This is a genomic window from Nostoc foliaceum FACHB-393 (genome assembly GCF_014698505.1).
Taxonomy (GTDB): Bacteria; Cyanobacteriota; Cyanobacteriia; order Cyanobacteriales; family Nostocaceae; genus Nostoc; species Nostoc foliaceum_A.
In genome coordinates, this window is the sequence record NZ_JACJTD010000006.1 from 51275 (window position 1) to 75090 (window position 23816).

Annotated in this window: 22 protein-coding genes; 8 read left to right on the forward strand and 14 right to left on the reverse strand. The window is 42.6% G+C overall.

The genetic code is table 11. The features are described 5' to 3' along the window. Nucleotides 1-35 precede the first annotated feature (35 nt). Entirely contained in the window at nt 36-203 is a 168-nt protein-coding gene (locus tag H6G92_RS07525) for a type II toxin-antitoxin system YhaV family toxin (RefSeq protein ID WP_190892416.1), read from the forward strand. A gap of 141 nt (nt 204-344) precedes the next feature. On the opposite strand, the gene H6G92_RS07530 is transcribed toward H6G92_RS07525, so the two are convergent. The 4 genes from H6G92_RS07530 to surE form a co-directional block, all read right to left on the reverse strand. Beyond that, the gene (locus tag H6G92_RS07530) at nt 345-1253 is read right to left on the reverse strand and encodes an AAA family ATPase (protein ID WP_190892418.1); all 909 of its coding nucleotides are present in this window, start codon (nt 1251-1253) and stop codon (nt 345-347) included. Between the two features lie 122 nt (nt 1254-1375). Beyond that, a complete protein-coding gene (locus tag H6G92_RS07535) occupies nt 1376-2458 on the reverse strand; it encodes a bifunctional riboflavin kinase/FAD synthetase (RefSeq protein WP_190892420.1) in 1083 nt (360 codons plus the stop codon). A 499-nt stretch (nt 2459-2957) separates the two neighbouring features. Continuing rightward, nucleotides 2958-3854 carry an MBL fold metallo-hydrolase gene (locus tag H6G92_RS07540; RefSeq protein WP_190892422.1) on the reverse strand — a complete coding sequence of 299 codons (897 nt, stop codon included), beginning with the start codon at nt 3852-3854 and terminating at the stop codon, nt 2958-2960. Nucleotides 3855-4141: 287 nt separating this feature from the next. After that, a complete protein-coding gene (gene surE, locus H6G92_RS07545) occupies nt 4142-4939 on the reverse strand; it encodes a 5'/3'-nucleotidase SurE (protein WP_190892700.1) in 798 nt (265 codons plus the stop codon). Nucleotides 4940-5283: 344 nt separating this feature from the next. Between surE and pheS the strand changes: the two genes are divergently transcribed. From pheS to H6G92_RS40215, 4 genes are read left to right on the forward strand one after another with little or no spacing between them, the layout of a single operon-like run. After that, entirely contained in the window at nt 5284-6276 is a 993-nt protein-coding gene (gene pheS / locus H6G92_RS07550; protein ID WP_190892424.1) for a phenylalanine--tRNA ligase subunit alpha, read from the forward strand. A gap of 44 nt (nt 6277-6320) precedes the next feature. Beyond that, nucleotides 6321-6536: a hypothetical protein gene (locus H6G92_RS07555; protein ID WP_190892427.1), complete on the forward strand. Its 216-nt coding sequence runs from the start codon at nt 6321-6323 to the stop codon at nt 6534-6536. Then, a complete protein-coding gene (locus H6G92_RS07560; RefSeq protein ID WP_190892429.1) occupies nt 6533-6817 on the forward strand; it encodes a type II toxin-antitoxin system RelE/ParE family toxin in 285 nt (94 codons plus the stop codon). Before H6G92_RS07555 ends, H6G92_RS07560 begins: the two co-directional genes overlap by 4 nt. 13 nt (nt 6818-6830) lie before the next feature. Continuing rightward, nucleotides 6831-6956 (forward strand): hypothetical protein, encoded by a 126-nt coding sequence (locus H6G92_RS40215; RefSeq protein ID WP_277926727.1) that lies wholly within the window; start codon nt 6831-6833, stop codon nt 6954-6956. Between the two features lie 47 nt (nt 6957-7003). Here H6G92_RS40215 and H6G92_RS07565 read toward each other — a convergent pair whose 3' ends face one another. Further along, nucleotides 7004-8218, reverse strand: a complete 1215-nt coding sequence (locus H6G92_RS07565; RefSeq protein WP_190892431.1) for a chromate transporter — start codon at nt 8216-8218, stop codon at nt 7004-7006. 141 nt (nt 8219-8359) lie between these two features. Between H6G92_RS07565 and H6G92_RS07570 the strand changes: the two genes are divergently transcribed. Then, entirely contained in the window at nt 8360-8785 is a 426-nt protein-coding gene (locus H6G92_RS07570) for a beta-lactamase hydrolase domain-containing protein (protein WP_190892433.1), read from the forward strand. A 112-nt stretch (nt 8786-8897) separates the two neighbouring features. On the opposite strand, the gene H6G92_RS07575 is transcribed toward H6G92_RS07570, so the two are convergent. From H6G92_RS07575 to H6G92_RS07585, 3 genes are all read right to left on the reverse strand, one after another. Then, the gene (locus tag H6G92_RS07575) at nt 8898-9200 is read right to left on the reverse strand and encodes a PadR family transcriptional regulator (protein WP_190892701.1); all 303 of its coding nucleotides are present in this window, start codon (nt 9198-9200) and stop codon (nt 8898-8900) included. Nucleotides 9201-9406: 206 nt separating this feature from the next. Continuing rightward, on the reverse strand, nt 9407-11296 hold the full coding sequence (locus tag H6G92_RS07580) for a S9 family peptidase (protein WP_190892435.1): 1890 nt from the start codon (nt 11294-11296) through the stop codon (nt 9407-9409). A 468-nt stretch (nt 11297-11764) separates the two neighbouring features. Next, the gene (locus tag H6G92_RS07585) at nt 11765-13210 is read right to left on the reverse strand and encodes a RecQ family ATP-dependent DNA helicase (RefSeq protein WP_190892438.1); all 1446 of its coding nucleotides are present in this window, start codon (nt 13208-13210) and stop codon (nt 11765-11767) included. 164 nt (nt 13211-13374) lie between these two features. On the opposite strand from H6G92_RS07585, the gene H6G92_RS07590 reads away from it, so the two are divergent. Continuing rightward, on the forward strand, nt 13375-13812 hold the full coding sequence (locus tag H6G92_RS07590; protein ID WP_190892440.1) for a GNAT family N-acetyltransferase: 438 nt from the start codon (nt 13375-13377) through the stop codon (nt 13810-13812). Between the two features lie 172 nt (nt 13813-13984). Here H6G92_RS07590 and H6G92_RS07595 read toward each other — a convergent pair whose 3' ends face one another. The 5 genes from H6G92_RS07595 to H6G92_RS07615 all read right to left on the reverse strand — a co-directional run bounded on the left by H6G92_RS07595 (nt 13985) and on the right by H6G92_RS07615 (nt 18595). After that, nucleotides 13985-14656 (reverse strand): ester cyclase, encoded by a 672-nt coding sequence (locus H6G92_RS07595; protein WP_190892442.1) that lies wholly within the window; start codon nt 14654-14656, stop codon nt 13985-13987. 189 nt (nt 14657-14845) lie between these two features. Beyond that, nucleotides 14846-15706: a diaminopimelate epimerase gene (gene dapF, locus H6G92_RS07600; RefSeq protein ID WP_190892444.1), complete on the reverse strand. Its 861-nt coding sequence runs from the start codon at nt 15704-15706 to the stop codon at nt 14846-14848. Between the two features lie 48 nt (nt 15707-15754). Then, nucleotides 15755-16234: a GNAT family N-acetyltransferase gene (locus tag H6G92_RS07605; RefSeq protein ID WP_190892446.1), complete on the reverse strand. Its 480-nt coding sequence runs from the start codon at nt 16232-16234 to the stop codon at nt 15755-15757. 139 nt (nt 16235-16373) lie between these two features. Continuing rightward, complete coding sequence (locus H6G92_RS07610; RefSeq protein WP_190892448.1) at nt 16374-17978, reverse strand: 2-isopropylmalate synthase; 1605 nt, start codon at nt 17976-17978, stop codon at nt 16374-16376. A 95-nt stretch (nt 17979-18073) separates the two neighbouring features. Beyond that, nucleotides 18074-18595, reverse strand: a complete 522-nt coding sequence (locus H6G92_RS07615; protein ID WP_041565194.1) for a LabA-like NYN domain-containing protein — start codon at nt 18593-18595, stop codon at nt 18074-18076. 740 nt (nt 18596-19335) lie between these two features. On the opposite strand from H6G92_RS07615, the gene H6G92_RS07620 reads away from it, so the two are divergent. Continuing rightward, nucleotides 19336-21705, forward strand: a complete 2370-nt coding sequence (locus tag H6G92_RS07620) for a CHASE2 domain-containing serine/threonine-protein kinase (protein WP_190892451.1) — start codon at nt 19336-19338, stop codon at nt 21703-21705. 89 nt (nt 21706-21794) lie between these two features. On the opposite strand, the gene gorA is transcribed toward H6G92_RS07620, so the two are convergent. Further along, nucleotides 21795-23141 (reverse strand): glutathione-disulfide reductase, encoded by a 1347-nt coding sequence (gene gorA, locus H6G92_RS07625; RefSeq protein ID WP_190892453.1) that lies wholly within the window; start codon nt 23139-23141, stop codon nt 21795-21797. Nucleotides 23142-23816: the final 675 nt, after the last annotated feature.

Genomic DNA, 23816 nt, shown 5'->3' on the forward strand with positions numbered 1-23816 from the left:
TTTCAGATTTTGCGTAAGTATTTTTGATAAACAACATGGCAATGAAAGCGATCGCAATTTTGTGGCTGGGTTTTCCGCGTAAAGAAGGTGCGAGGGATGACTGTTATGAGTTATTAACTAAAATGGTAGCGCGAGGAACTTTCCCTGATAGTTTGGATGAATTGATAGCAGAGTCCGAACTGACGCAGGATGAATCGGAGTAAAGGCGCAAACAAATAATGTACTTATTAAACTAGAACAGGACTAAGAGAACAACTACAAAAATGGAGAGGCATCGAACTCACATTAACATGCACAAATTGAAGCAAGATAAGGAATCTAAAGTTTAGATTCCTTATCTTGCATTAAGGAATAGAAACCGATCGCAATAACCGCTCAACAACAGTTCTTGCATTCCGTCCTCCTCTTGGGATAAGGCGATGGCAAAGAACATGAGGGACGAGAAATTTCACATCATCGGGAATAGCATAATCACGCCCTAATAGAAAAGCTAGCGCTTGGGCGGCCCGTTGTAATGCTAATGTGCCACGCGGACTAACACCAAGGGCGATTTCCTCATCTTGGCGTGTTGCCCGCACCAATTCGAGGATGTACTGTTGCAAAGAGGTTGCCACTTTTACTTGAGAGCAGAGGTAACGCAATTCCTGTACTTCTGCCAAGGTAATACAAGGTTGCAAATCAGCAACCTTCACACCATTTTGGAGATTTTGCAGCATTTGGAGTTCTTCTGCCTCGGAAGGATAGCCCAAACTCAGCGACAACATGAACCGATCCATTTGCGCTTCCGGCAGGGGAAAAGTACCTTGATACTCAATAGGATTTTGAGTGGCGATCACAAAAAAGGGCTGGGGAACTGCACGAGAGACACCATCTACTGTTACCTGATGTTCTTCCATGACTTCTAGTAAAGCTGACTGAGTGCGGGGTGTAGCGCGGTTAATTTCGTCAGCTAGGAGAATATTGGTAAAGACGGGCCCAGGAAGAAAAGTAAATTCGCCGCTTTTTGGGTTCCAGATGTTAGTGCCAGTAATGTCAGTTGGCAGTAAATCTGGGGTACATTGTAGCCGTTGAAACTTACCATCCAACGAACGAGCTAGAGATTTAGCGAGTAGGGTTTTACCAACACCAGGGACATCTTCTAGCAGGGCATGACCACCACCTAGCAAGGCTACTAGCACTAAGCGTATCGCTTCAGCTTTACCAACGATGGTAAGAGCTAGATTTTGTGTTAAAGCGTCAATTTTTTCTCTCATGCAGTGCGGGGAGTGGGGAATAGGGAATGGGGAGTTGGGAATGGGGATTGGATGATTCCCAATGCCCCATTCCCTAAATACATTGTTCCCACTCAGAACTGCTAACTCTTAACTCTTAACTTTTAACTTTTCGCTCCAGCCCTCAAAACTTCTTTAGCAACAATGCAGTCAAGTTGAATTTGTGTTTTCAGGGCTTCTAAAGAAGCAAATTTTTGTTCAGGGCGCAAAAATTTCACTAGTTCCACAGCCAGTTTTTTGCCATACAAATCACCAGACCAATCGAAAAGATGTACTTCAGCAGATGAATAGGTACCATTTACAGTTGGGCGGTTACCAATATTCATTACGCCTAAGATTTCACTAGGAGCGACATCTGATGTTTCACTGAGAGTGAAAACGCGGACAGCATAGACTCCTTGGCGGGGCAAAAACTTTTCTTTTGGTAGTTGCAGGTTGGCGGTGGGAAAACCAATTGTTCTGCCCAATTGTTGACCTTGAACGACAATACCAAAGAGAGTGTAGGGTCTTCCTAGTAGTAGATTTGCGTTTTCGATGTCGCCGTGCTCAAGGTTTTGGCGGATCAATGAAGTGCTAATGCGGGCATCCTGAGTCGGAGTAGTGCTGACGCAACTGCTTTGGGTGGGTGAGTCACCTGTATAAGTTTGTAAGGGAACGATGGTAACGGGGATATTGTGCTTGGCGGCGATTAATTGCAAATCTTTAGCAGTACCACTGCGCTTTTCGCCAAAACAAAAATCCTGCCCGATGCTAATTCGCTGGCATCGCAGTTGTTGCACAAGAATTTTTTCGACGAATTCTTCGGGGGTCAAAGCAGATAATTCTTTGTCAAAGGGTAGTAGTACTAGTTGTTCTACCCCAAGCGATCGCAATTGTTGGACTTTTTCATCCAGTGGCGTTAACAAAGTCCGGGGCTGCCCCGTAAAAAATTCCTGTGGATGGGGGTCAAAGGTGACTACTGTTGAGTAGGTATATTCTTGATTTGTCAGTTGTCCGTTGTTAGTAGTTAGTTGCGGACTACTGGCTACTGAGAACTGACCACCAGCGTGCAAGACTGGTTGAATTACCCTTTGGTGACCAAGATGAACACCATCAAACTTGCCAAGGGCAACAGCAGTCGGCGTTAGTAGCCCTTCGCTCGAAGAAGCAACCCACACAGAACACCCATTTTGAGACAAATTTAGCACGTGGATTCTGAAATTTTAGGTTTATTTTAGCTATCAGCAGGAAGCTACCTTATGGTAAACCGCCTTGAGGAGGACATTCACCAACTGCCCATGAGGTCTTGTGCAATCAGCCAGGGTGTTGATGTCACACCTTTTAGCTATCAGCCAAAAGCCTAACTCACGGTAAGTCGCCCAAGATGGGATCTTGTGCAATTAGCTTGATAGCTAATTGCTAAGTCCAGATAACCGCAAATACCAGAGCTAAAAAGGCTCTAGTTTCGTGTTGAGGCTGCAAAGAAGGTTTTACCCGACCATCTCACCCCAAGAGAGGGTATTTGTGGGTGTCTAGGCTGTGTTGGTGAATCTATAAAGTATGTCCTCCTGTTGTCGCCCTTATCCTGTGGCGCTCTGACAACTCTGGGCAGCGCTGTCTCACCGTGCAGCCACAGGTACGCTCTCGCGCTGAAAGCTTCTGATCACCAATCTAATCTAAAATCTACAATTCCTCCGATCGCAATCTTTAAGTAGAAAATTTACTAACAGGAAAAGATTCTGATAAGGAAACTGAGGTGGGAACCTGAAGTACCATTCCTTCCCGTGCCATAATAGCACCTGGAAATTTCTCAGATGCTTGTTTCCCGACACGATCCAAAAAGTCGTCATTGTGCGCGGGGTCGTGGTGATAAATCACCAGAGTTTTGACGTTAGCAGCTTGTGCCACTTTCGCTGCTTCTTGCCAAGTAGAATGTCCCCAGCCAATTTTTGGGGTTTTTGAGCAATGATATTCTTCGTCTGTGTATGTGGAATCGTAAATCAGAATGTCAGCATTACGAGCTAGCCACAGCACATTATCATCGAGTCGGTCAGGAAAATGTTCTGTATCGGTGATATAAGCAGCAGCACCACCACGCCAGTTGACGCGGTATCCTACGGCTTCACCTGGATGGTTTAAAGGTGCTGTTTCTACAGTAACGTCATCAATGTGGATTGGTTGCCCCGGTCGAATGTCGTAGAACTTTAAATTGGCTTGCATAATCTGCAAGGGTACGGGAAAGTTCGGGTGTAACATTTGATCATTGAGGCGCTGTTCTATGGTAGAACCATCAGGTGCGATCGCGCCGTAAATATGAAAGTCATTCCCCTTCACAAATCCTGGGCTAAAGAAGGGAAAACCCTGCATATGATCCCAGTGAGAGTGGGTAAAAAATATATGAGCTTCTAACGGCATTTGGCGCAACAAAGATTGCCCCAAAACATGTAGTCCCGTGCCTGCGTCGAAAATTAAGCGTTTATCGCCCGCTTGCATTGATATGCAAGGGGTATTACCGCCGTAACGAACGGTGTGTGGCCCTGGACTGGGGATGCTGCCGCGAACGCCCCAAAATTGTACGGTAAATTGGTTCTCTATCCTAGACATGGGTGTTGCTTGCTGGACTGAGCGGGCGATAATTGGAAGAATTGTTACTTACTTTGTCTAAGTTTATGCTGCCTCACCAATTTTGCTAGAGGGAGGATTTCTTGGTAAAACAGCATACCCTGTTTCTAGCTGATTGTGTAAATGTGGATGAGATACTATCCAGTAGAATTTTCCAGCTTTTGGGGTATATGTGTATCAGTTATTTCAAGAGTGCCCCTACGTTATAGCCTACATTTTTCTCAAATGCATTTGAATAACTCTACTTTTATCCTGATAAATCAAATGATTCACTGAAAATTGAATTCCCACTCAGATAATTTATCTAGTCCAGTTGCGTAAGTAAGATTGTATTGCAAAGGAGTTATACTGATGTAGTTTTTACGTACAACATGCACATCTAACGGTACATTTTGCGGCAGATTTGATCCGGTTGGGGGTTCTACATCCTCAATTACCTCTCCGGTTAACCAGTAGTACGTTTTTCCACGAGGATCAACTCGTTTATCAAACACATCAATGTAATGCCGTAGGCCTTGACGGGTAAGAGTAACTCCGGCAATTTCTTCCCATTTGACCGCAGGAATATTGACGTTGAGCAACATTAAATCTGGCAGCGGTTTTTGGGCTAACTGGTCTACGAGAACTGTGGCAAACTTAGCAGCAGCTTGAAAGTCTTTACATGTGTGACTTATCAGACTCAGCGCTACACTGGGAATGCCTTCAATTAGACCTTCCATTGCCGCAGAAACGGTGCCAGAATACAGAATTTCAGTTCCCAAATTCGCACCTTGATTAATACCAGAGAGAACCAAATCTGGGGGAGTTTCCAGCAAAGCCCACAGCGCCAATTTGACGCAATCTGAAGGCGTACCATCGCAAGCCCAAGCTTTGATAGCAGGATGAAAAATCCCTTCAACAATTTCGGCGCGAATGGGTTGGTGTAAAGTTAACCCGTGTCCAGTTGCCGATCGCTCTCGATCTGGGCAAACTACACTCACATCATGGCCTGCCTCTGCCAAGTAGTTGGCTAAGGTACGAATCCCCAAGGCAGAAATCCCGTCATCGTTGCTAATTAATAATTTCATAGTCATTGGTCATTCGTTATTAGTTATTAGTTGTTTGTTATTAGCCATTTGTCAATGTCTGAGGTCACAAGCAGCAAAAAAATATTTATACTCACTTGTACACTGTGGCAAAAGTTTGACTACCTTTAAGACAAGTTGCTCAATCCCCAAGTCTTGTTAATTGAGATGTTAGCTGGATTGACGCGCCCACTGTACTAGCCCAATCTTCTCTAACTAATAAACAGAGGTTTGGTTTTGACCCTCACCTTTAGCTAATATTAATGGCATGGCTCTAAGTTGATTTATCGACCAGTTCACAGCTTTTGACTATAGACTAATGACTAATGACCAATGACTAATAACTAATGACTAGCAATTTAGAAGCTCAACTTTTAGCACTGCGGCAGGAAGGAGAAAAAGCGATCGCAGCCGCCGACACCCTAGAACGTCTGGAAGAACTCAGAGTTAACTATCTGGGTAAAAAAGGCGAGCTGGGGGCACTGTTGCGAAGTATGGGGCAGATGAGTGCAGAGGAACGACCAAAAATTGGAGCGATCGCAAATACAGTCAAAGAGTCCCTGCAAACTAGTCTAGACCAGCAACGCGTCGCCCTGGAATCCGCACAAATTCAGCTACAGCTAGAGGCGGAAACTCTGGATGTAACTATGCCAGGAATTTACAGTCCCCAAGGTCGCATTCATCCCCTCAACGGCATTATCGATCGGGCACTGGATATCTTTGTTGGTATGGGTTACACCGTGGCTCAAGGGCCAGAGATGGAAACAGATTATTATAATTTTGAGGCTTTGAATACTCCGCCTGATCACCCCGCCCGTGATATGCAGGATACCTTCTACCTGCCAGATGGGAATCTTCTACGGACTCATACCTCGTCAGTACAAATTCGTTATATGGAAAGAGAAGAACCACCGATTCGGGTTGTTGCTCCAGGGCGAGTTTATCGGCGAGATAATGTAGACGCGACTCATTCAGCAGTATTCCATCAAATAGAACTTTTAGCCATTGACGAAGGACTAACTTTTACAGACCTAAAAGGCACAATTAAGGTATTTTTACAAGCAATATTTGGTGATTTGCCAATTCGCTTCCGCGCCAGTTATTTCCCCTTTACTGAACCCTCAGCTGAGGTAGATTTGCAGTGGAATGGACGCTGGCTGGAGGTGATGGGCTGCGGTATGGTCGATCCAAATGTACTTAAGTCTGTGGGTTATGACCCAGAAGTTTATACAGGGTTTGCTGCCGGTTTTGGTGTAGAACGATTTGCAATGGTGTTACACCAAATCGATGATATTCGTCGGTTGTATGCTAGCGATTTGCGGTTTTTGCAGCAATTTTAGGCATGCGTAATAGTTATGTACTGCAAGCAAGGTAAAAATAAATAATGACCCCAGTTTCCAGGTTAGATCAAGTTCTAGAAAGCATCGAAGACTTATCAGTAGATGAACAAGAAACACTAATTGATCTGATACGTCATCGACTGGCAGAACGGCGGCGTTCTGAAATTGCTCGTAATATAGTTCAAGCACAAGTAGAATACCAGTCGGGTAAAGTGTTCCGTGGAACTGTTACTCAAATGATGGATGAGTTACGCAAGTGATAACTGTAGTTCTGGCATCATCATTTAAACGAGCATTTAAGCGATTGGTACGACGACAGCCAGAATTACAAGAGCGAATTGAAGAGCGGTTAGCATTACTAACCGCCGATCCATTTGATCCATTGTTGCAGACCCATAAACTAAAAGGCAAACTGTCTGGAGCTTGGGCGTGTTCAGTGGACTATGATTGTCGCATTGTCTTTAACTTCGTGCAAAATATAGAATCTGGTGAAGAAGAAATTTTGCTAATTGATATCGGCACTCATGATGAAGTGTACTGAATTGTAGGTGCTGTTGAAGAAACCAGATTTGCAGGAAATAGTGCGATCGCTTCTACTATTTTCCCAGATTTACACCGCACAGCAATTACTCCAAGCCGGAGAAAGGAACACACCCAGCAAGGCAAAAGTAAAAAGTTAAAATTCACTCATCAAAAAAGGTTTATAACTACTTTTGTATCGCTATCTTTAGCCAAAAAATATGTGTGAAGCCAATCCAATAGCTCCTCCTGCTAGCACTAACCAAGCTGAATTAATTTTAAATCTAAACACAGCGATCGCACTCAAAACTACCATAATAATTGTTAACCAATCTACCAGTGCAGCTCGTCCTAATGTGTAGGTAACTCCTGCCATTAATCCTAAAGAAGCCGCATTCACACCATCCAGAAATCCACTTGCCCAGGAAGATTGACGCAATTTAGGAACCCAAGGATTAACCACCAACACCAGCACAAAAGCTGGCAAGAAAATGCCGATTGTACCAGCGATCGCTCCGGTATTTCCTGCTAGCAAATACCCAATAAATGTTGCAGTGGTGAAAACAGGGCCCGGTGTAAACTGCCCGATCGCTACGGCATCTAAAAGCTGTTGTGATGTGAGCCACTGGTTGCGCTCGACTAAATCTCGTTGCAGAAATGCCAGCAATACATAACCACTACCATAGAGAACACATCCAATTTTGAGAAAAAATACAAAGACGTTAATCCAACTGACTGATGTAACTGCTGCTGTTGTACTCCCAACCTGCGCCAGAATACCTGAAATAGGTAACAGGAATGCTCCGCTTGTATGTCCTCTGGCTTGCCAATTCTTGAGTAGCATTACAGCGATACCTAGTAATATCAGCACCAAAATTTCATTCAAGCCAGCTAAGTACGCTATAATAGCTGCCACCCCGGCAATAATTGTCGGCATGTCTTTGGCTGCCTTTTTCCCCAAATTCCACACAGCCTGAATCACGATCGCAATAATTACAGGTTTAATTCCATAGAGCAGCCATTCTACCTGGGGAACTGTTTGATAACGAGCATAAATGGCGGCTAATGCCCAAACAATCAACATCGCAGGTAGAATAAAGCAGCTACCCGCAACCAGTAAACCACGCCATCCGGCTCGTTCGTAGCCAATGTGAATGGCTAATTCCGTCGAGTTGGGGCCTGGAATCAAATTCGTAATTCCCAGTAAATCTAGCAGTTTCTCCCGGCTCATCCACTGACGGCGATTCACCACTTCATTGTCCATCATGGCGATGTGGGCAGCAGGCCCACCAAAAGCGATCGCCCCCAATCGCAAAAACACCGCCGCCAGTTCTGTTAATCGCTGCTTTTGTTGTTTGGGAGTCAGAGCATTATAGGAAATCACTTCTTGCTCTTTCTGGATATCCTCAGCTTCTTGCGTCACTATAGTTTTCCTGATTAATTATCATGACAAAATCAGGATATCGAATTTCGATAACGAAAATCTATATAATTAGAAATTAATTTATGATACTATGCCATTGACTAAAAAACACGGTAATGCAATCGAGATTGCGGAGTATATATGAGTAATGTCAAGAAAGTGAGCGATGAGTTTTCGGCAGGTGGACAGCCAACCCCAGAGACACTAAAACAGCTTGCTGATGAAGGATATAAGTCTGTGGTGAATCTGCGATCGCCCAATGAGGTTGGAGCGTTAGCAGACGAACAGCAACAAGCAAAAGCCGCAGGTCTTGAATATGTCAATGTTCCACTCAATTCAACTTCAGCCAACGACAACTTGACTGCAACAGTTCTCTCAGAACTAGAAAAATTGCCGACTCCTGTATATTTTCATTGTGGTGTAGGTGGACGAGCCAGCGCCTTAGCGCTCATTGCCTTTGCAACCCATCAAAAGTTGAACCGTGAACAGGTTTTGGCAAGAGCAAAGGAACTTGATATCAACCTAAACCAACCTCATCTCCAGAAGTTTTTAGAAAGCCTATCGTGACTAGTGGTGAGTTGAAGTTATAGAGACGCGATTAATCGCGTCTGTACTGAATTATGAGTTAAGAGTTAGGAGTTAAAAGTTTTCCCCAATCTGCCCTACTCCCTACTCACCACTATTTCTCGAACAATTCGCCAAATAATTCCCGTACCTTTTCTTTTGCGTCTTCTAGAGTCATTTTTCCTAAATCGGTAGCCCGATATAGTCGTCGGCTCTGCCGCCCCGATCTCTCCTCAACAGAATATAGATATCCCTTGCGCTCCATATCATGCAGCATTGGATAGAGTGTTCCAGCACTGAGTTTATAGCCGTGACGTGCCAGTTCTTCAATAATACCTAGCCCAAAAATTTGCTCCTGAACTGCATGATGCAGAATGTGAAGCCGAATCAAGCTTGAGTAGAATTCTCTTCCATCCATTGGGCAAGGCTTTTGCGACACTTAGAATTTCATTTTCCCTTATATCGCACTGGTTCAAATCTACCGCCTAAATATTTGGCGAGAAATTCTTATGCGATCGCATCCCTCGCTCAAAACATTTTCTAATATGACAAACCAGCCTGCTACTGACCAATTTAAAATATTAAGGTGGTCAGTAAATTACACTAACCACCATGCGTGAGACTTTATTTAACTATTCCTGAATGACCAGGGATATCTGCTAAAGGTTCAAATCTGCCGCCTAAGTATTTAGCAAGAAACTCTTCTGCGATCGCAAAAAAGTGCAAGCGATTTTCTGGTCTGGCAAAACCATGTCCTTCATCTGTGTAAAGTGCATATTGCACCGGCAAACCAGCTTGCTGCATTGCGTTGACAATTTGATCGCTTTCTGATTGTTTCACTCGCGGATCATTTGCACCTTGACCGATAAGTAAAGGTTTTTGAATTCGGTCAGCAAAGAATAAAGGCGATCGCGACTTCAAAAATTCCTCTTCTGTCTCCAAGTTACCGACACGATGATAAAGCATTGCCTTCAGCGGTTCCCAATAGGGCGGTATAGTTCCTATCAGCGTAATTAGATTACTCGGCCCCACAATATCCACACCAGCAGCAAAAACTTCTGGTGTAAAAGTTAACCCCACTAAGGTAGCGTAACCACCATAAGAACCACCCATAATTGCAATCTTTTGCGGATCGGAAATACCTTGTTCCACTAGCCAGTTTACACTGTCAATCAAGTCGTCGTGCATCTTAGCAGCCCATTCTCGATTTCCAGCATTCAAAAATGCTTTGCCGTAGCCAGTGGAACCGCGAAAGTTTACTTGTAAAACAGCATAACCCCGGTTAGCTAGCCATTGCGCTGTAGGAGAGAAACCCCAAACATCCCGCGCCCAAGGGCCACCGTGAACCAGCAATACTGTTGGTAAATTCTGGGTAGGTATTCCCGCAGGGGTTGTTAGGTAACTGTGGATAGTTAAGCCATCCCGTGCTTCGTAGGAAATCGGTTGCATTGAAGCTAACTGCAACGTTTCGAGTTTGGGTTGGTTACTAAAAAGGAAAGTGCTAGTTTTTGACTCTCGGTTGTAGGCATAGTAATAAACTGGCCCATCGTCAGTTCTATAAGCTACTAGCCAAGTTTTATCTTCCAAGTCGCGGCTAATTACAGAGAATTCTCCAGGACGCAGCTTGGCAATTTCTTCAAAATCAGCGGCGATACTTTGGTCAATTACCTGCCATTCCTGTTTATCTTTGTAGAAAGAAACTGCTTGGATAACTCGTGTTACAGGCTGAATGACTATCCCCATAACATCATACTGCTCATCTTGGGCGATCGCTGTTTCTTCACGGGTATCTAAGTCAACAGCTAGCAGACGTTGGGCGTTAGCATCATGACTGCCTTCAATATAAAGTGTTTTGCCATCAGCCGAGAAGCTAACAGAATTCCCTTGTTCTTCTAGTCCCCAGTGACGGAGAACATCCCACTCTTTATCTGTGGTTTCCCGTAATAACAAATCGTAACCACCATCAGGAGTACTAGCTATTGCTGCACGTACTTGAAAATCAGCGTCAGATGTCCAACTGATAATGTTACCGGGGTTGTCAGTGTCGAACTCAATCGCACCATTTTTTAAGTTGATGCGGTAAACGTCAAACTTTTGGGGATTATTTAAGTTCAACGCTACCAGCACTTCATCTGGAAATTTAGGTTCCAGTTCCACGAGTTCGGCTTTCACACCCTGGAATGGCGTTAAGTCACGCACAATCTTGGAGTGAATATTAACCAAGTGGAGGTGAAAGTTCTCGTCGCCATCCGAGTCTTGCATATAAATCAACTGGTCGGCGTTATAAGTCCAAAAGAAAATGCGGATACCGCGCTTTTTGTCGGCAGTTAGTATTTGGTCGTCTTCTTGTCCTATAGTTCGCAACCATACCTGCAAAACATTTTTCTCATCAGGGGCGATATATGCCAAGTACTTACCATCAGGCGAGAGTTGTGGGCTAGTTTTTTCGGGATTCCCAAACAGAATTTCGCGCGGAATCAGCGGTGGTAGGGAGGGTGCTTGAGCAGATGACATATTTTCTTTTCATCCTCTACTTGACTACCCTATTGTCACTTGGTGGAGAAAATGACAATTCATCCTATTGGGTGAACCTAGAATAGGTACGGGAATGCCTGAAGGTAAAAGAGCGCCCCCATGTAGAGTCGCAATTTATTGCGTCTAAAAGACAGGCACATTAGAGAGACGCGATAAATCGCCGTCTCTACAGACGAATTTACTCATCAATTATTCTCGGCGACGAGTCTTTGATACTCGTGAATGAGTCTTTGATACTCGTGAATGAGTCTTTGATATTCGTGAATGAGTCTTTGATACTCGTGAATGAGTCTTTGATACTCGTGAATGAGTCTTTGATACTCGTGAATGAGTCTTTGATATTCGTGAATGAGTCTTTGATACTCGTGAACGAGCCTTTGATACTCGGCGACGAGTCTTTGATACTCGGTGACGAGTCTTTGATACTCGGTGACGAGTCTTTGATACTCATTGACGGCAATTATCGCAATGTCCGCAACTCAGGTTAGCGGCTTCTTTGCCAAAACCAAAGGCGTTTAACAAAAACTGCCAACGACATTGCTTAGTTGTCAGGTATTGATGCATCTGCTTTGCAGCGTGTAATTGCGTCGGTGGCTGATTTCCCGCTTTTTGAGCAATGGTGTAATGAAAAGGGTCAAGCCAGTTTAGCTGACCACTGCTGTGGAGTAATGCCAGCGCTGTAGCACCTTCGGGAAATTTTCGGGTTACTGCATTCACTTCTCCCTGTTTCGGTAATTTTTTCACAAGTTGCTGCGCTATTTGTTGTTGCGATCGCATTTGTTCTTGAAAAAACTCTTGTCTCTGCTTATCCCCTGAATCTAACCACCCCGTAGGTTCACTCACTAATGTCAACGCTTCTGCGGGTTTCCCATCCCTTCCAGCGCGGCCTATTTCTTGCACATATTCAGATAGCAGATGTGGCGCGTGAAAATGTGCGACCCAACGAACATCACTTTTATTTATCCCCATACCAAACGCACAGGTGCAAACCACAAAGGGTATTTTACCACTTAACCAGTTTGCTTCTACTGCACGGCGTTCAGCCGCACCCAATCCCGCATGATAACTAGCTGTGGCATAACCCATCTCTGCTAACCATTCAGCTAAATCTTCGCTATCTCTCCTAGTGCGAACATAAACTAATCCCGATTGTTGCGGTCTAATTTGAATAAACTTTAATAACTGCTGTTTCCTACCTCGTGGTGTCCAAGCTATGCGAACGCTGGGATGCAAGTTCGGACGGTAAGGATTCAAGCGGAAAATCTCTGGTTGCTGTAATTGTAAAACTGTTTGAATAATCTTTTGGGCTGAGGGGTCAGCAGTAGCAGTAAAAGCAGCGATGCTGATTTTTGTTCCTGGTGGTTTTGATTTTAGCAATGCAGGACGCACCGCTCCTAATCTGCGATAAGCCGGGCGAAAAGTATCACCCCACTGCACTAAACAATGGGCTTCATCTAAAATTAAGCCATTAATTTGCAATTGTGGGTGAGACAATGTTTCCCACACAGGCGCACTTAGCAAAGTTTCTGGCGATAAATAAAGTAATCTTAGCTGTTGACGTTCCAAAGCTTGCAGAGTTGCACGGCGTTGAGATGAAGACAATTCACTATGTAAAAGTGCTGCTTTTTGGTGGCTTTCTCGTAGTTCCTGTACTTGATTTTCCATCAACGCCACCAAGGGCGAAACTACTAAAGTTAATCCTGTTTGTAGGAGTGCAGGAAGTTGAAAACAAATCGACTTACCTCCACCTGTGGGCATAATAATCAGCGCATCTTTTTTCGCCAATAAACTGCTGACAATTTCTCCTTGTGGTGGACGGAAATCTTCATAACCCCAGATTTTTTGAAAAGCTGCGCGAACTTCTTGCCAAGATTTTGTTGTAGGCTGATTCATAATCAATGCTAGATACACATATATCCTTGAATACTGAAATATAGCCTTTATTATCCAGCTAATGGTTCAGTAATTTCATCATCTGACACTGCAACCCGCTGACCGAAAGAATGAATTATAATTAATTATTGTTTTCCGACATATTAAATAAAAGATGTAGACGGATGAACGAAGAATTAAAACACAAGTTTTACATCAGCACTAATAAATCTAAATTAGATATTCAAATGATTCATGATTTTTTAGAAACCTCCTATTGGGCTGAAAACATCCCATTAGATACTGTTGAAAAGTCAATAAACAATTCTTTATGTTTTGGACTTTATGAAGGTAATCAACAAGTTGGCTTTGCGAGAGTCATAACTGATTATGCAACTTCTGCGTTATTAAAAGATGTTTTTATTCTGGAGCCTTATCGAGGACAGGGTTTAGGAAAATGGTTTGTAGAATATATTTTGGAATATCCAGAACTGCAAGATGTGCAAAGGTGGTTGTTAGGTACAAAAGATGCTCATGGACTTTATCACCGTTATGGGTTTAAAAATTTGACAGAGCCGGAAAAAATCATGATGCGTTTAAATCCTAATACTTATCAATCATGAGTAAGAGGATATTTTAAAAGTATTAGGCGAGTAGAAATCGCTACTACACAAACATAGGCGCTTTGCTGCTTACCACAGGGTAGTTCACCTGCATAGACTACCCAAAATCAAAGTTTTGCTAACCTGCGGAGGCAGGTTTTGTCTGTATAGCCGTGACTTCTAGTCGCCAAAGCTACTGATTTTGGGAATGGAAGGGACAACCACCCGCCGTTAATTTCTGAAGAAAAGCATTATTATCAAAATAATGTTCTAAAGACTCAATCTTTAAGTCATCAGTCACACGAGCAATACTAACTCCTACGATTTCTATTGTTTCTCCTGTGGGTGCATAGTCTTTATAGGAGCCATTAAATGTTCCCCAATGCCGCCACTTAAAGGTAACATTAGGCGGCCCCGAAAGGATTTCTGTTAATTCCCAAAGGAAGCCATTAGGAAAGGCTGTATGAAAAACTTCAAATGACGATTCAAAGGTTTCTGTTTCAGAGCTATACTGCTCACTTTCACCCAAAAACAGGTTATAAGTACCTTCAACTGCAACATCCTGAGCAGTGAATTGTTGTCCTCCATTGGTACTCATTTTAAACTTATCAGTAACAATCGAAAGCCACTGTTGAGGATTAGATTTATTAGAAGCTTCCATCTCAAAATTTCGGACTAAGTTTTGTGCGATCGCTTCTAAAGAACCTTCTGGATGCTGAAATTTACTCTCTTGATGAAGAAATTCATTGGTGTATGAATAATCCGGGCGTTTTCCTTCTCGCCACTGTACTTCTTCATCATGAGCAATGACTATATCTCTATCTTGTACCCAGAGTGGCAATTTTGTTGTTTTCTCGCTACTCATACAAGCTAACTGACTATAAACATCGTTTCTTAGAATAAGATTTTATGGATATAAGTAAATCGAAAAATCTCAAAAAGTAAACAATATTCATAATAAACCCAGTATGCTTGACTTTTTGCACAAATCAGAATATTGGCAACACAGATGCTTCTTGAGCTATAAATTTATCCTATCGGATTTAGAAGCTTTTTAGTCTGTAAACAATTCTGCTGATAATTCACCTTCAGCAACCTTTGTCACAGAACCTGTCATAGAAATCGTAAAATCATCTTTGACTTGGATCAAAATTTCTCCACCAGGCATTTGCACAGTAATAGAGGAATCACACAAACCAAGTTTATGTGCAACAGCCGCTGCTGCACTGCTGCTACTACCTGAAGCTAAAGTGTAGCCAGCGCCCCTCTCCCAAATTTCAATTTGGATGGTATTTCGGTTAACAACTTTCATAAATTGAACATTGGTACGGTTTGGAAAAAGGGGATGAACCTCTAATATTGGCCCATACTGTTTGGCAATGGCGGGCTTGACTTCAGCTAGAGGAATCACACAGTGGGGATTACCAATAGTCGCTGCACAAAAGGTAAAAGTTTCATCGCTAACACTGATTTTTTCTTCAATTACTTCTCTGCGTAGGTGTAGCCCGCCGTAGGCATCGCCAACTACTGGGATATCATTACTCCAAAAGCTAACTTTTCCCATCTCTACCTGAACCGTTTTCCCTGCATCTTGAATAACCGATTGAACCAATCCACCCACAGTTTCAATTGAGAAAGACTCTTCGCTAACAAGACCTCTATCCCAGAGGTAGCGAGAAAAAATCCGCAGTCCATTGCCACTCTTTTCAGCCTCACTCCCGTCTGGATTGAAGATGCGTAATGCAAACCGGGCTGTTTTAGACGCTAACGGCCCCAACAAAATACCATCTGAGCCAATTCCAAAATTCCGATGGCAAATTGTTTTAATTTTTTCAGGAGTGAGCGGAAATAATAAATCTTGGGGATTCATAACTAGATAGTCGTTACCAAGAGCATGATATTTGTAGAACTTCATCAATTTAGGCTAATCACACATTACTACAAGGCAAAAAAATTGCTGTATTTAAATCAAATCTAATTCCATTACATTCCCTTCAGAGAAACCGATACTGGAGTAAACGGGTTTACCCAATGGCGAAGCGTTAAGAACTACTCGCGTGCAACCGATCGCTTTTAAATATTCAATTGCTCTATTAGTTAAGTCTTTGGCAATGCCTTGTCTGCGGTAAGATTGTTCAACGTAAACGCCCCAAATATATCCAAATTTGCGGTATTCATCTTTGAAAACATTCGGGTATAAACCTGCAAAAAGTTGACAACTAACAGAACCCACCACGGTATTATCAACCTCTGCAATAAAAGCCTTGTAAAATAAATCCTGACGCGCCTCTTCTATGAATTTGAGGGTAATATTCTGCCACTCCAGGAGGATATTACTCTCATCAATACCAATATCTAGCCACATTTGGTAAAACTGTTTTGCAATCAGTGAGTCTTCTTTGGTGGTGGCTTCTCTGATAGTGATATGTTTTTCTGTCAGCATAATTTTCCAACAAATTTTCGGAACTCAAACATAACTCCTCCCCAAAGTTGGAGAGGAGTGATTTAACATCAGCTAAAAATTAGGTGTGGTGCTTTTATTCTGAGCAGATTAAATCAGTCAACAGTTAACAGATCCCATCTCAGACTTTCTGCGCTGATACTTCCTCTGGCTTTTCTTGACTTTGCAAAGATGCATACAGCCTATTCAATGCATTTACATAAGCTTGCGCGGATGCCACGATGATATCTGTGTTCGCTGCATGACCAGAAAACACTTTAGATTCATAACGTAAACGAATCGTCACTTCTCCAATGGCATCAATACCGGCTGTTACAGACTGCACAGAAAACTCAATCAACTGGTTGGGCACATTCACCACACGGTTGATGGCTTTGTAAACTGCATCCACTGGCCCAGTACCGATCGCAGCATCGGTTAATTCTTCACCTTCTGGGGTACGCAGGGTAACTGTAGCAGTGGGACGGGCGTTGCTACCACAGGAAACTTGCACCAACTCTACTCGGAACAAATCGGGTGCTTGTTGGATTTCATCATTAACGATCGCTTCCAAATCCCAATCAGAAATATCTTTCTTTTTATCTGCTACTTCTTTGAATCTGACAAATGCTTTATTTAATTCAGTATCTGACAGTTCAAAGCCCAATTCTTTCAATCGGGTGCGGAAAGCATTTCTGCCTGAATGTTTGCCCAAAACTATTTGATTGTCTGTCAAGCCAATCAATTGGGCATCCATAATTTCATAGGTGAGTTTGTTTTTTAACACACCATCTTGGTGAATTCCAGACTCATGGGCAAAGGCATTTGCCCCGACGATCGCTTTATTTGGTTGGACTAACATTCCCGTCAAATTGGAAACTAAGCGTGAGGTTTTGTAAATTTGTCGGGTGTCGATATTTGTCAGGGACTCTTGAGAATCTTCTGGTCTTCCGAGATAGGGATTAAAATATTGTCGCCGCACATGCAACGCCATTACCAATTCTTCTAGTGATGCATTTCCGGCTCGTTCGCCAATGCCATTGATAGTACATTCTAGTTGGCGTGCACCATTTTTCACGGCTTCTAAGAAGTTAGCAACTGCCAAGCCTAAATCATTATGACCGTGAACGGAAATAATTGCTTGGTCGATGTTGGGGACATTTTCAATAATGCCTTTAATGATTGCTCCAAATTCGCTAGGGGTGGTGTAACCGACAGTATCGGGAATGTTAACTGTTGTTGCACCAGCTGCGATCGTTCGCTCTAATACTTGGTAAAGAAATTCTGGATCGGAACGAGCCGCATCCATTGGCGAAAATTCGACATCTTTCATGAAGGACTTGGCATAAGCTACCATTTCTTCTGCGATCGCTAATACCTCTGCCCTTGACTTCCGCAACTGATACTCTAAATGAATATCAGAAGTCGAAATAAATGTGTGAATTCTAGCGTTAACTGCTGGTTTTAATGCTTCTGCGGCTGCTTCAATATCTGCTTTAATTGCTCTTGCCAAACTGCAAATTACCGGGCCATTTTCTGTCCCCACAATCTTGGCAATCTTGCTGACTGCTTCAAAATCTCCGGGACTAGCAAAGGCAAAGCCTGCCTCAATTATATCTACGCCCAGACGCGCCAGTTGCTTGGCAATAACTAGCTTTTCGTCTATATTTAGAGTCGCTCCCGGACACTGTTCTCCATCTCGCAGTGTAGTATCAAAAATGATAATTCGATCTGTTTTATTTGTCATTTGCGGTTTGTTGTTTAGTTTTTACTTGTAACTCAAAATATCTTCAACCTTAGTTTTTCTTTTACTCTTACCTTTGTAAATAATTGCTAAGGCTACTAACCTTCAGTTTTTTCTATTTGATCTCTGATATCATTTAAATCTATATATCTATCAGTAGCATTGCGTAACTCTCTCGCGATCATTCCTTCAGTTGAAACTACCGTAATATGTGTATTTTTTGAGCGTAATAGTTCGATTGCTCTTTCAAAATCTCCATCGCCACTGAATAATACTACTCGGTCATACTGGTCTACTGTATTAAACATATCTACAACAATTTCAATATCTAAATTCGCTTTTTGCGAGTAACGACCAGAAGTATCATCATAGTATTCTTTAAGAATTTTAGTTCTGACTGTATATCCTAGACTAATTAGAGCATCTCTAAAACCTCGCTGATCTTGTGGGTCTTTTAAGCCAGTGTACCAGAATGCATTAATTAATGTTGTTTCTGATTGCTCATGTTTGAAGTATTCTAAGACTCGCCGCGGGTCAAAAAACCACCCATTTTTTTGTTGAGCATAGAACATATTGTTTCCGTCTACAAAAATAGACAGACGATTCATTGGAGAACCCATACAAATTTACACCTAATAATATAAATGAATTTAGATGGAACAATAGATTATAGCAATTTTCAAATGCCTTGTTTGCTAATATCTATAAAGTAGCTCTTCATCTATAGCTTTTATCCTACCTCTTTCAAGGCATAAAAACGGATGCAACATTGGAGTTGAGATACTGGGTGCTAACCTTATTCACCTCCGGCACTGCAAGAGCCACCCTGTGATCAAAATCTACCAATAAAATTGAACCAGTAACAGCATTCATTGCTGTATAACACTAAAGTTTACTCCTAAAGAGGTATGGCATAGGCTTAGGGTAAGATATAAGTTGATGCCTATCTATAGGTAAAGCTTTCAGTATAAGGACACGCTTTATGGGGAGTACCAATATTGCGCCAAATACAGAAGACGACCTTGGGACAGCTTCTAGTAAAACACCCAGTTAAGAGCGTACTTGTTGGTTGAGTTAGGGTAAAATCTTGCTGCAACCAAGTACAGAGACGACGTATATCCGGCTATGATCTGTGAGACAATCACTAGTTGTAACTAACTCAACAGAAAAATAATAAGTTAGGCAGTACCTGAGTAGGAATCTCTTGGGGGCTACCTTTGCCAATAAAACTTTGTTGATGAATAGAAGATACTTTACAAATGTATAAGATTATCATTTAAGTCTTAATTTCAATGTGCTTGCATTAAAACGTGGTCTGAATAAATAAAAGTGTTGGACTTAAATCAATCAGTAACACGATATGGCAGAAGAACCTACATCTACCTTAACTAAAAACTATGTCTCTGCTGCCAATAGACTGTCAAGTAAACCGACAAAATTAACGTCAACAGCATCGGCTCTCCAGTCTAGATGGATGGTTCTTTTAGGCCATCTCCTCGCTGGCGGTTGCACAATGGGGGCAGCATTGCTGAGTGCTTCTGGTGGGGAATTGGTTCAATTACTGGAAAATAAGGCGCTTTCTGGCTTTTTTCAACTGCGTGGCCCGATTGTGCCTCCAGAAGATATCGTAATTTTAGCAATAGACGATCACTCAATATCAGTTCCCGAACAGTACTATAAAACAGATCCGAAACAGTATGCCTACCTAGAAACACTGAAATCTTATCCTTATAAACGTGCTGCTTATGCCCAGATAATCACAAAATTAATCAAAGCAGGTGCACGCTCTGTAGCAGTAGACGTAATATTTGACACAACAAGTAGATATGGAGTTAGTGACGATCGCAAATTCCAGGCAGTATTGCAAAAACATGGCAGCAAAGTTACCTTAGGAGCCGTCTACGAAAATTCCCAGACACACCAAGGGTCTTTTATGCAACTGATTGACCCACAACAGATGTTTCGTACAGGGTCGGTGTCCATTGGCTCAGTTAATTTCCCCTTAGAGGTGGATGGTAAAGTTCATCGATTGGCGAGTGAGTTTTCTAAGCTGTTAGCTAAAGATAATTTGATCGAGAAGCTACCCTCTTTTGATGAAGCAGCGCTCAGGGCAGCACAAGTAAATTATCCCAGACCAAAGGGCGATCGCATTTATTTTTGGGGGCCTGCGGGTACATTTGAGCAAATACCCTTTTGGCATGTACTAGACCCGGAAAACTGGAACACCTATTTGCAGCAGGGAAAGTTCTTCAAAAACAAGATAGTGCTGATTGGTGCAACAGATAAGTTAAATAATGATTATCATCCAGTCGCTGCAAGCAATAGCACTGAACGCATGTCGGGTGTGGAAATTCACGCCAATGCGATCGCAACTTTGATGACAGGTAAAGCGATCGCCCCAGGAATTAACACTCTACCATTGCGGGGTTTGTTTGTGCTGATTCTAGTAGGCAGTACAGCCTTGATGATTAGCAGACGCAGGCGTAGTATCAATAAATTTCTGTATAGCCTGGCTCTATCTGGCGCTTGGGTAGGAATTAGCTATGGGTTATTTATCTATGGTCAGTTAATTTTTCCTACTACTGTACCAATGATTGCGATCGCAATGACCGGACTTTGCTATCTGGGAACCTCAGTAATGAGGGAAAGCATCAGAAAACGTCAATTAGTAGATATTTTTCAGAAGTATAAAACCTCCCCCGTTGTCCAAGAGATTATCAGCCAACAATATGACTTGCAATACCTAATCCAACAAAGGGATTTAGCCTTATCAGGGAAAATCCTGGCTCAACGCTACAAAATTGTCAAAGTTCTCGGTTCCGGTGGATTTAGCGAAACCTATATTGCCGAAGATACCCTACGTCCAGGGAATCCGCGATGTGTTGTCAAGCAACTAAAACCAGCCAGCACCAAACCAGAAGCCTTGCAACTTGCCAGACGTTTATTTAACTCAGAGGCGCAAACACTAGAAAAATTGGGAACACACGCTCAAATCCCTCAACTTTTGGCGTATTTTGAAGAAGATGAAGAATTTTATTTAGTACAAGAACAGATCATTGGTCATCCTTTAAATCAGGAATTGCCATCAGGCAGAGCAATTGATGAAATTGCAGTGATCAAAATTGTCAAAGACTTATTGCAAACATTAACATTTGTCCATAAAAACAACGTGATTCACCGGGATATTAAACCCAGCAATATCATCCGGCGACATTCAGACGGGAAACTGGTACTGATTGACTTTGGAGCCGTCAAAGAAGTCAGTACAAAACAGCTTGATGATGAAGAGCAAACCCCTTTCACCATTGGCATTGGTACTCAGGGTTACGCACCCAGCGAACAATGTTTTGGCCGTCCCCACTACAGTAGTGATATCTATGCAGTCGGCATGGTTGGAATTAAAGCCTTGACTGGTATAGCACCTCGTGAGCTAGATAGAGATGCTGATGGAGAGATAAAATGGAGCGATGCCTACGGCGGTAAACTACGCTCCCAGTTTAGCCACTCTTTAACTAAGATTCTCAGTAAAATGGTGCTGGATGACTTCAAACAGCGATATCAGTCTGCATCAGAGGCTCTTGAGGATCTTAAAGTTTTTGACAATGTTATAAATTTCCAAAGCAGATACCCCATCCCACAGGATGACCCATTAATGAATACTTTAGACCAATTAAACGAATTAAACGCTCCTACAAAATCTAACTCAGAAGCATCCTCAGAAACTATTTGAGAAGGACGCGAGGACACGGAGATGCAGAGAGAATATTTGATAGTTTCTCCCCGTCTCCGTGTCTTTTTTACTTAGTCCTGCACATGATTTTAAATTAACGACAAAAATTCTTCTCCTGTGGTGGGATGAATGCCTATAGTTTCATCCAAATCTTCCTTAGTAATGCCCTTGCGAATTGCCACACCCAGACTTTGAATGATATCTGCTGCATGTTCACCCACCATATGAGCACCCAAAACTAGCCCAGAATCACTATTTAGCACTAACTTCATAGTGATTGGTTCATTCTGTTCGATTAGCTGATACAACAGTGGTTGGAACTGGGTGCAGTAACATTGTACAGATTCACCAAATTTTTCCCGTGCTTTCGCCTCTGTCATCCCCACACTAGCCGCTTCTGGACGGCAAAAAACAGCAGTGGGCACATAATCATAATTTAGTTTTTGCGCCTTGTTGCCAAAAACTTTATCGGCAAAGGCAATACCTTCTGCCTGAGCCACTGGAGACAATTGCACGCGGCTGGTGCAGTCACCCACAGCAAAAATGTTTTTTTGGCTGGTGCAGCTGTATTCGTCTACTTTGATTGCACCATGTTCGCCAAGTTCAACATGGGCATTTTCCAAACCAAGATTCTTGGTATTTGGAGCGTAACCTGTGGCAACTAAGATGGTATCTGCTGTAATTATTTCTCGGCTCTCACCAGTAATAGTTAGCAACAAACTCTCATCTGAGTATTTGATTTTTTGAATTGTGCTGTTGGTGAATAACTTAATTCCCCGTTTGCTCAAACCTTTTTGTACAGCAGAGCGAATGTCATCATCAAACCCCGATAAAATCATCTCGTCTTTTTCAATTACCGTCACCTTGCAACCGAAAGCGTGCATCATGCTAGAAAATTCTACGCCAATGTAGCCGCCGCCAATAATTGCTAAACGTTTTGGCAAATAAGGTAGCTGAAACATCTCGCGGGATGTGATGGCGTATTCTATACCTGGAATTTTGGGCTTGAGGGGTTGCCCTCCCACAGCAATTAAAATTTTGTCGGCTGTAACTTTGCGTCCATCGATATTGATAGTATGGGTATCGATGAAAGTGGCATGTTCAGAAATTAGTTCAATTCCAGCTTTTTGCAATTGCTGAAAATACGATTGGTTAATGCTGTCAATATGCTGATGTACTGACTTAATAAATAATGTCCAGTCAAAGTATGTTTGACAGTCACTCCACCCATAACTGTGCGCTATTTGATTTTGGAGGGCGAAGTCAGCTGCGTAGACAATCAGTTTTTTCGGAACGCAACCGCGATTTACACAAGTCCCACCGACGGTTTCTTGTTCGGCAATAGCGACACGGACACCGTAGCTAGCTGCTTTTTTAGCTGCTGCCAATCCCCCAGGCCCAGCACCAATGACAAACAAATCGTAATCAAATGTCATAAAAATCTGTTCCTTTTTCAGTTTTTGGAAAGCAGAGCTATTTCATCCCTTATAGTTATTCAGACAAAACTTAATCTACTGTCTTTGGATGGACAATTGGGGATGAAACTAGGCTGATATGTAGCAGATTGCCGAATTAATAGCAATTAGTTCCAAAAGGAACAGCGTAGGCGCAGCCCACCGTAGGCATCGCTAGATTATTGGTAAGTTATATTACATTATCTTGCCAAACAAGGATATTGTCTATTTTACAAGAGGTATAAGTTTGCGTAGGCGTAGCCCGTCGTAGACATCGCTTCGGGCGGGTGTGCGATCGCGCTTTTGCTCCAAAGCATATAAATAACAGCCTAATCTTCAGTGACAATCTCACCTAAGACTAAAATAGTTATGGAAAAACACCCTTGTAAATAAATCGATGAATGTGTTCTTAAATCCAGAGATAGAGCAATTCATCCAAACTCAGATTGAAAGCGACGCGTACCCAACACCCTTGCGTAAGGTAAAAATCAAAAACAAAGGCGGGTGCGGGGATTGAACCCGCTAATCCCCACAATGGTGGAGACGTAACCGATAACCCTAAATTCTCCGTCCCCGAAAGGCAAGTTGCGAACAAGGATAACCCGCCATGAAGTATGAAGGATAAAGTATATTTCATCCTTTACCCTTCAGCAATAT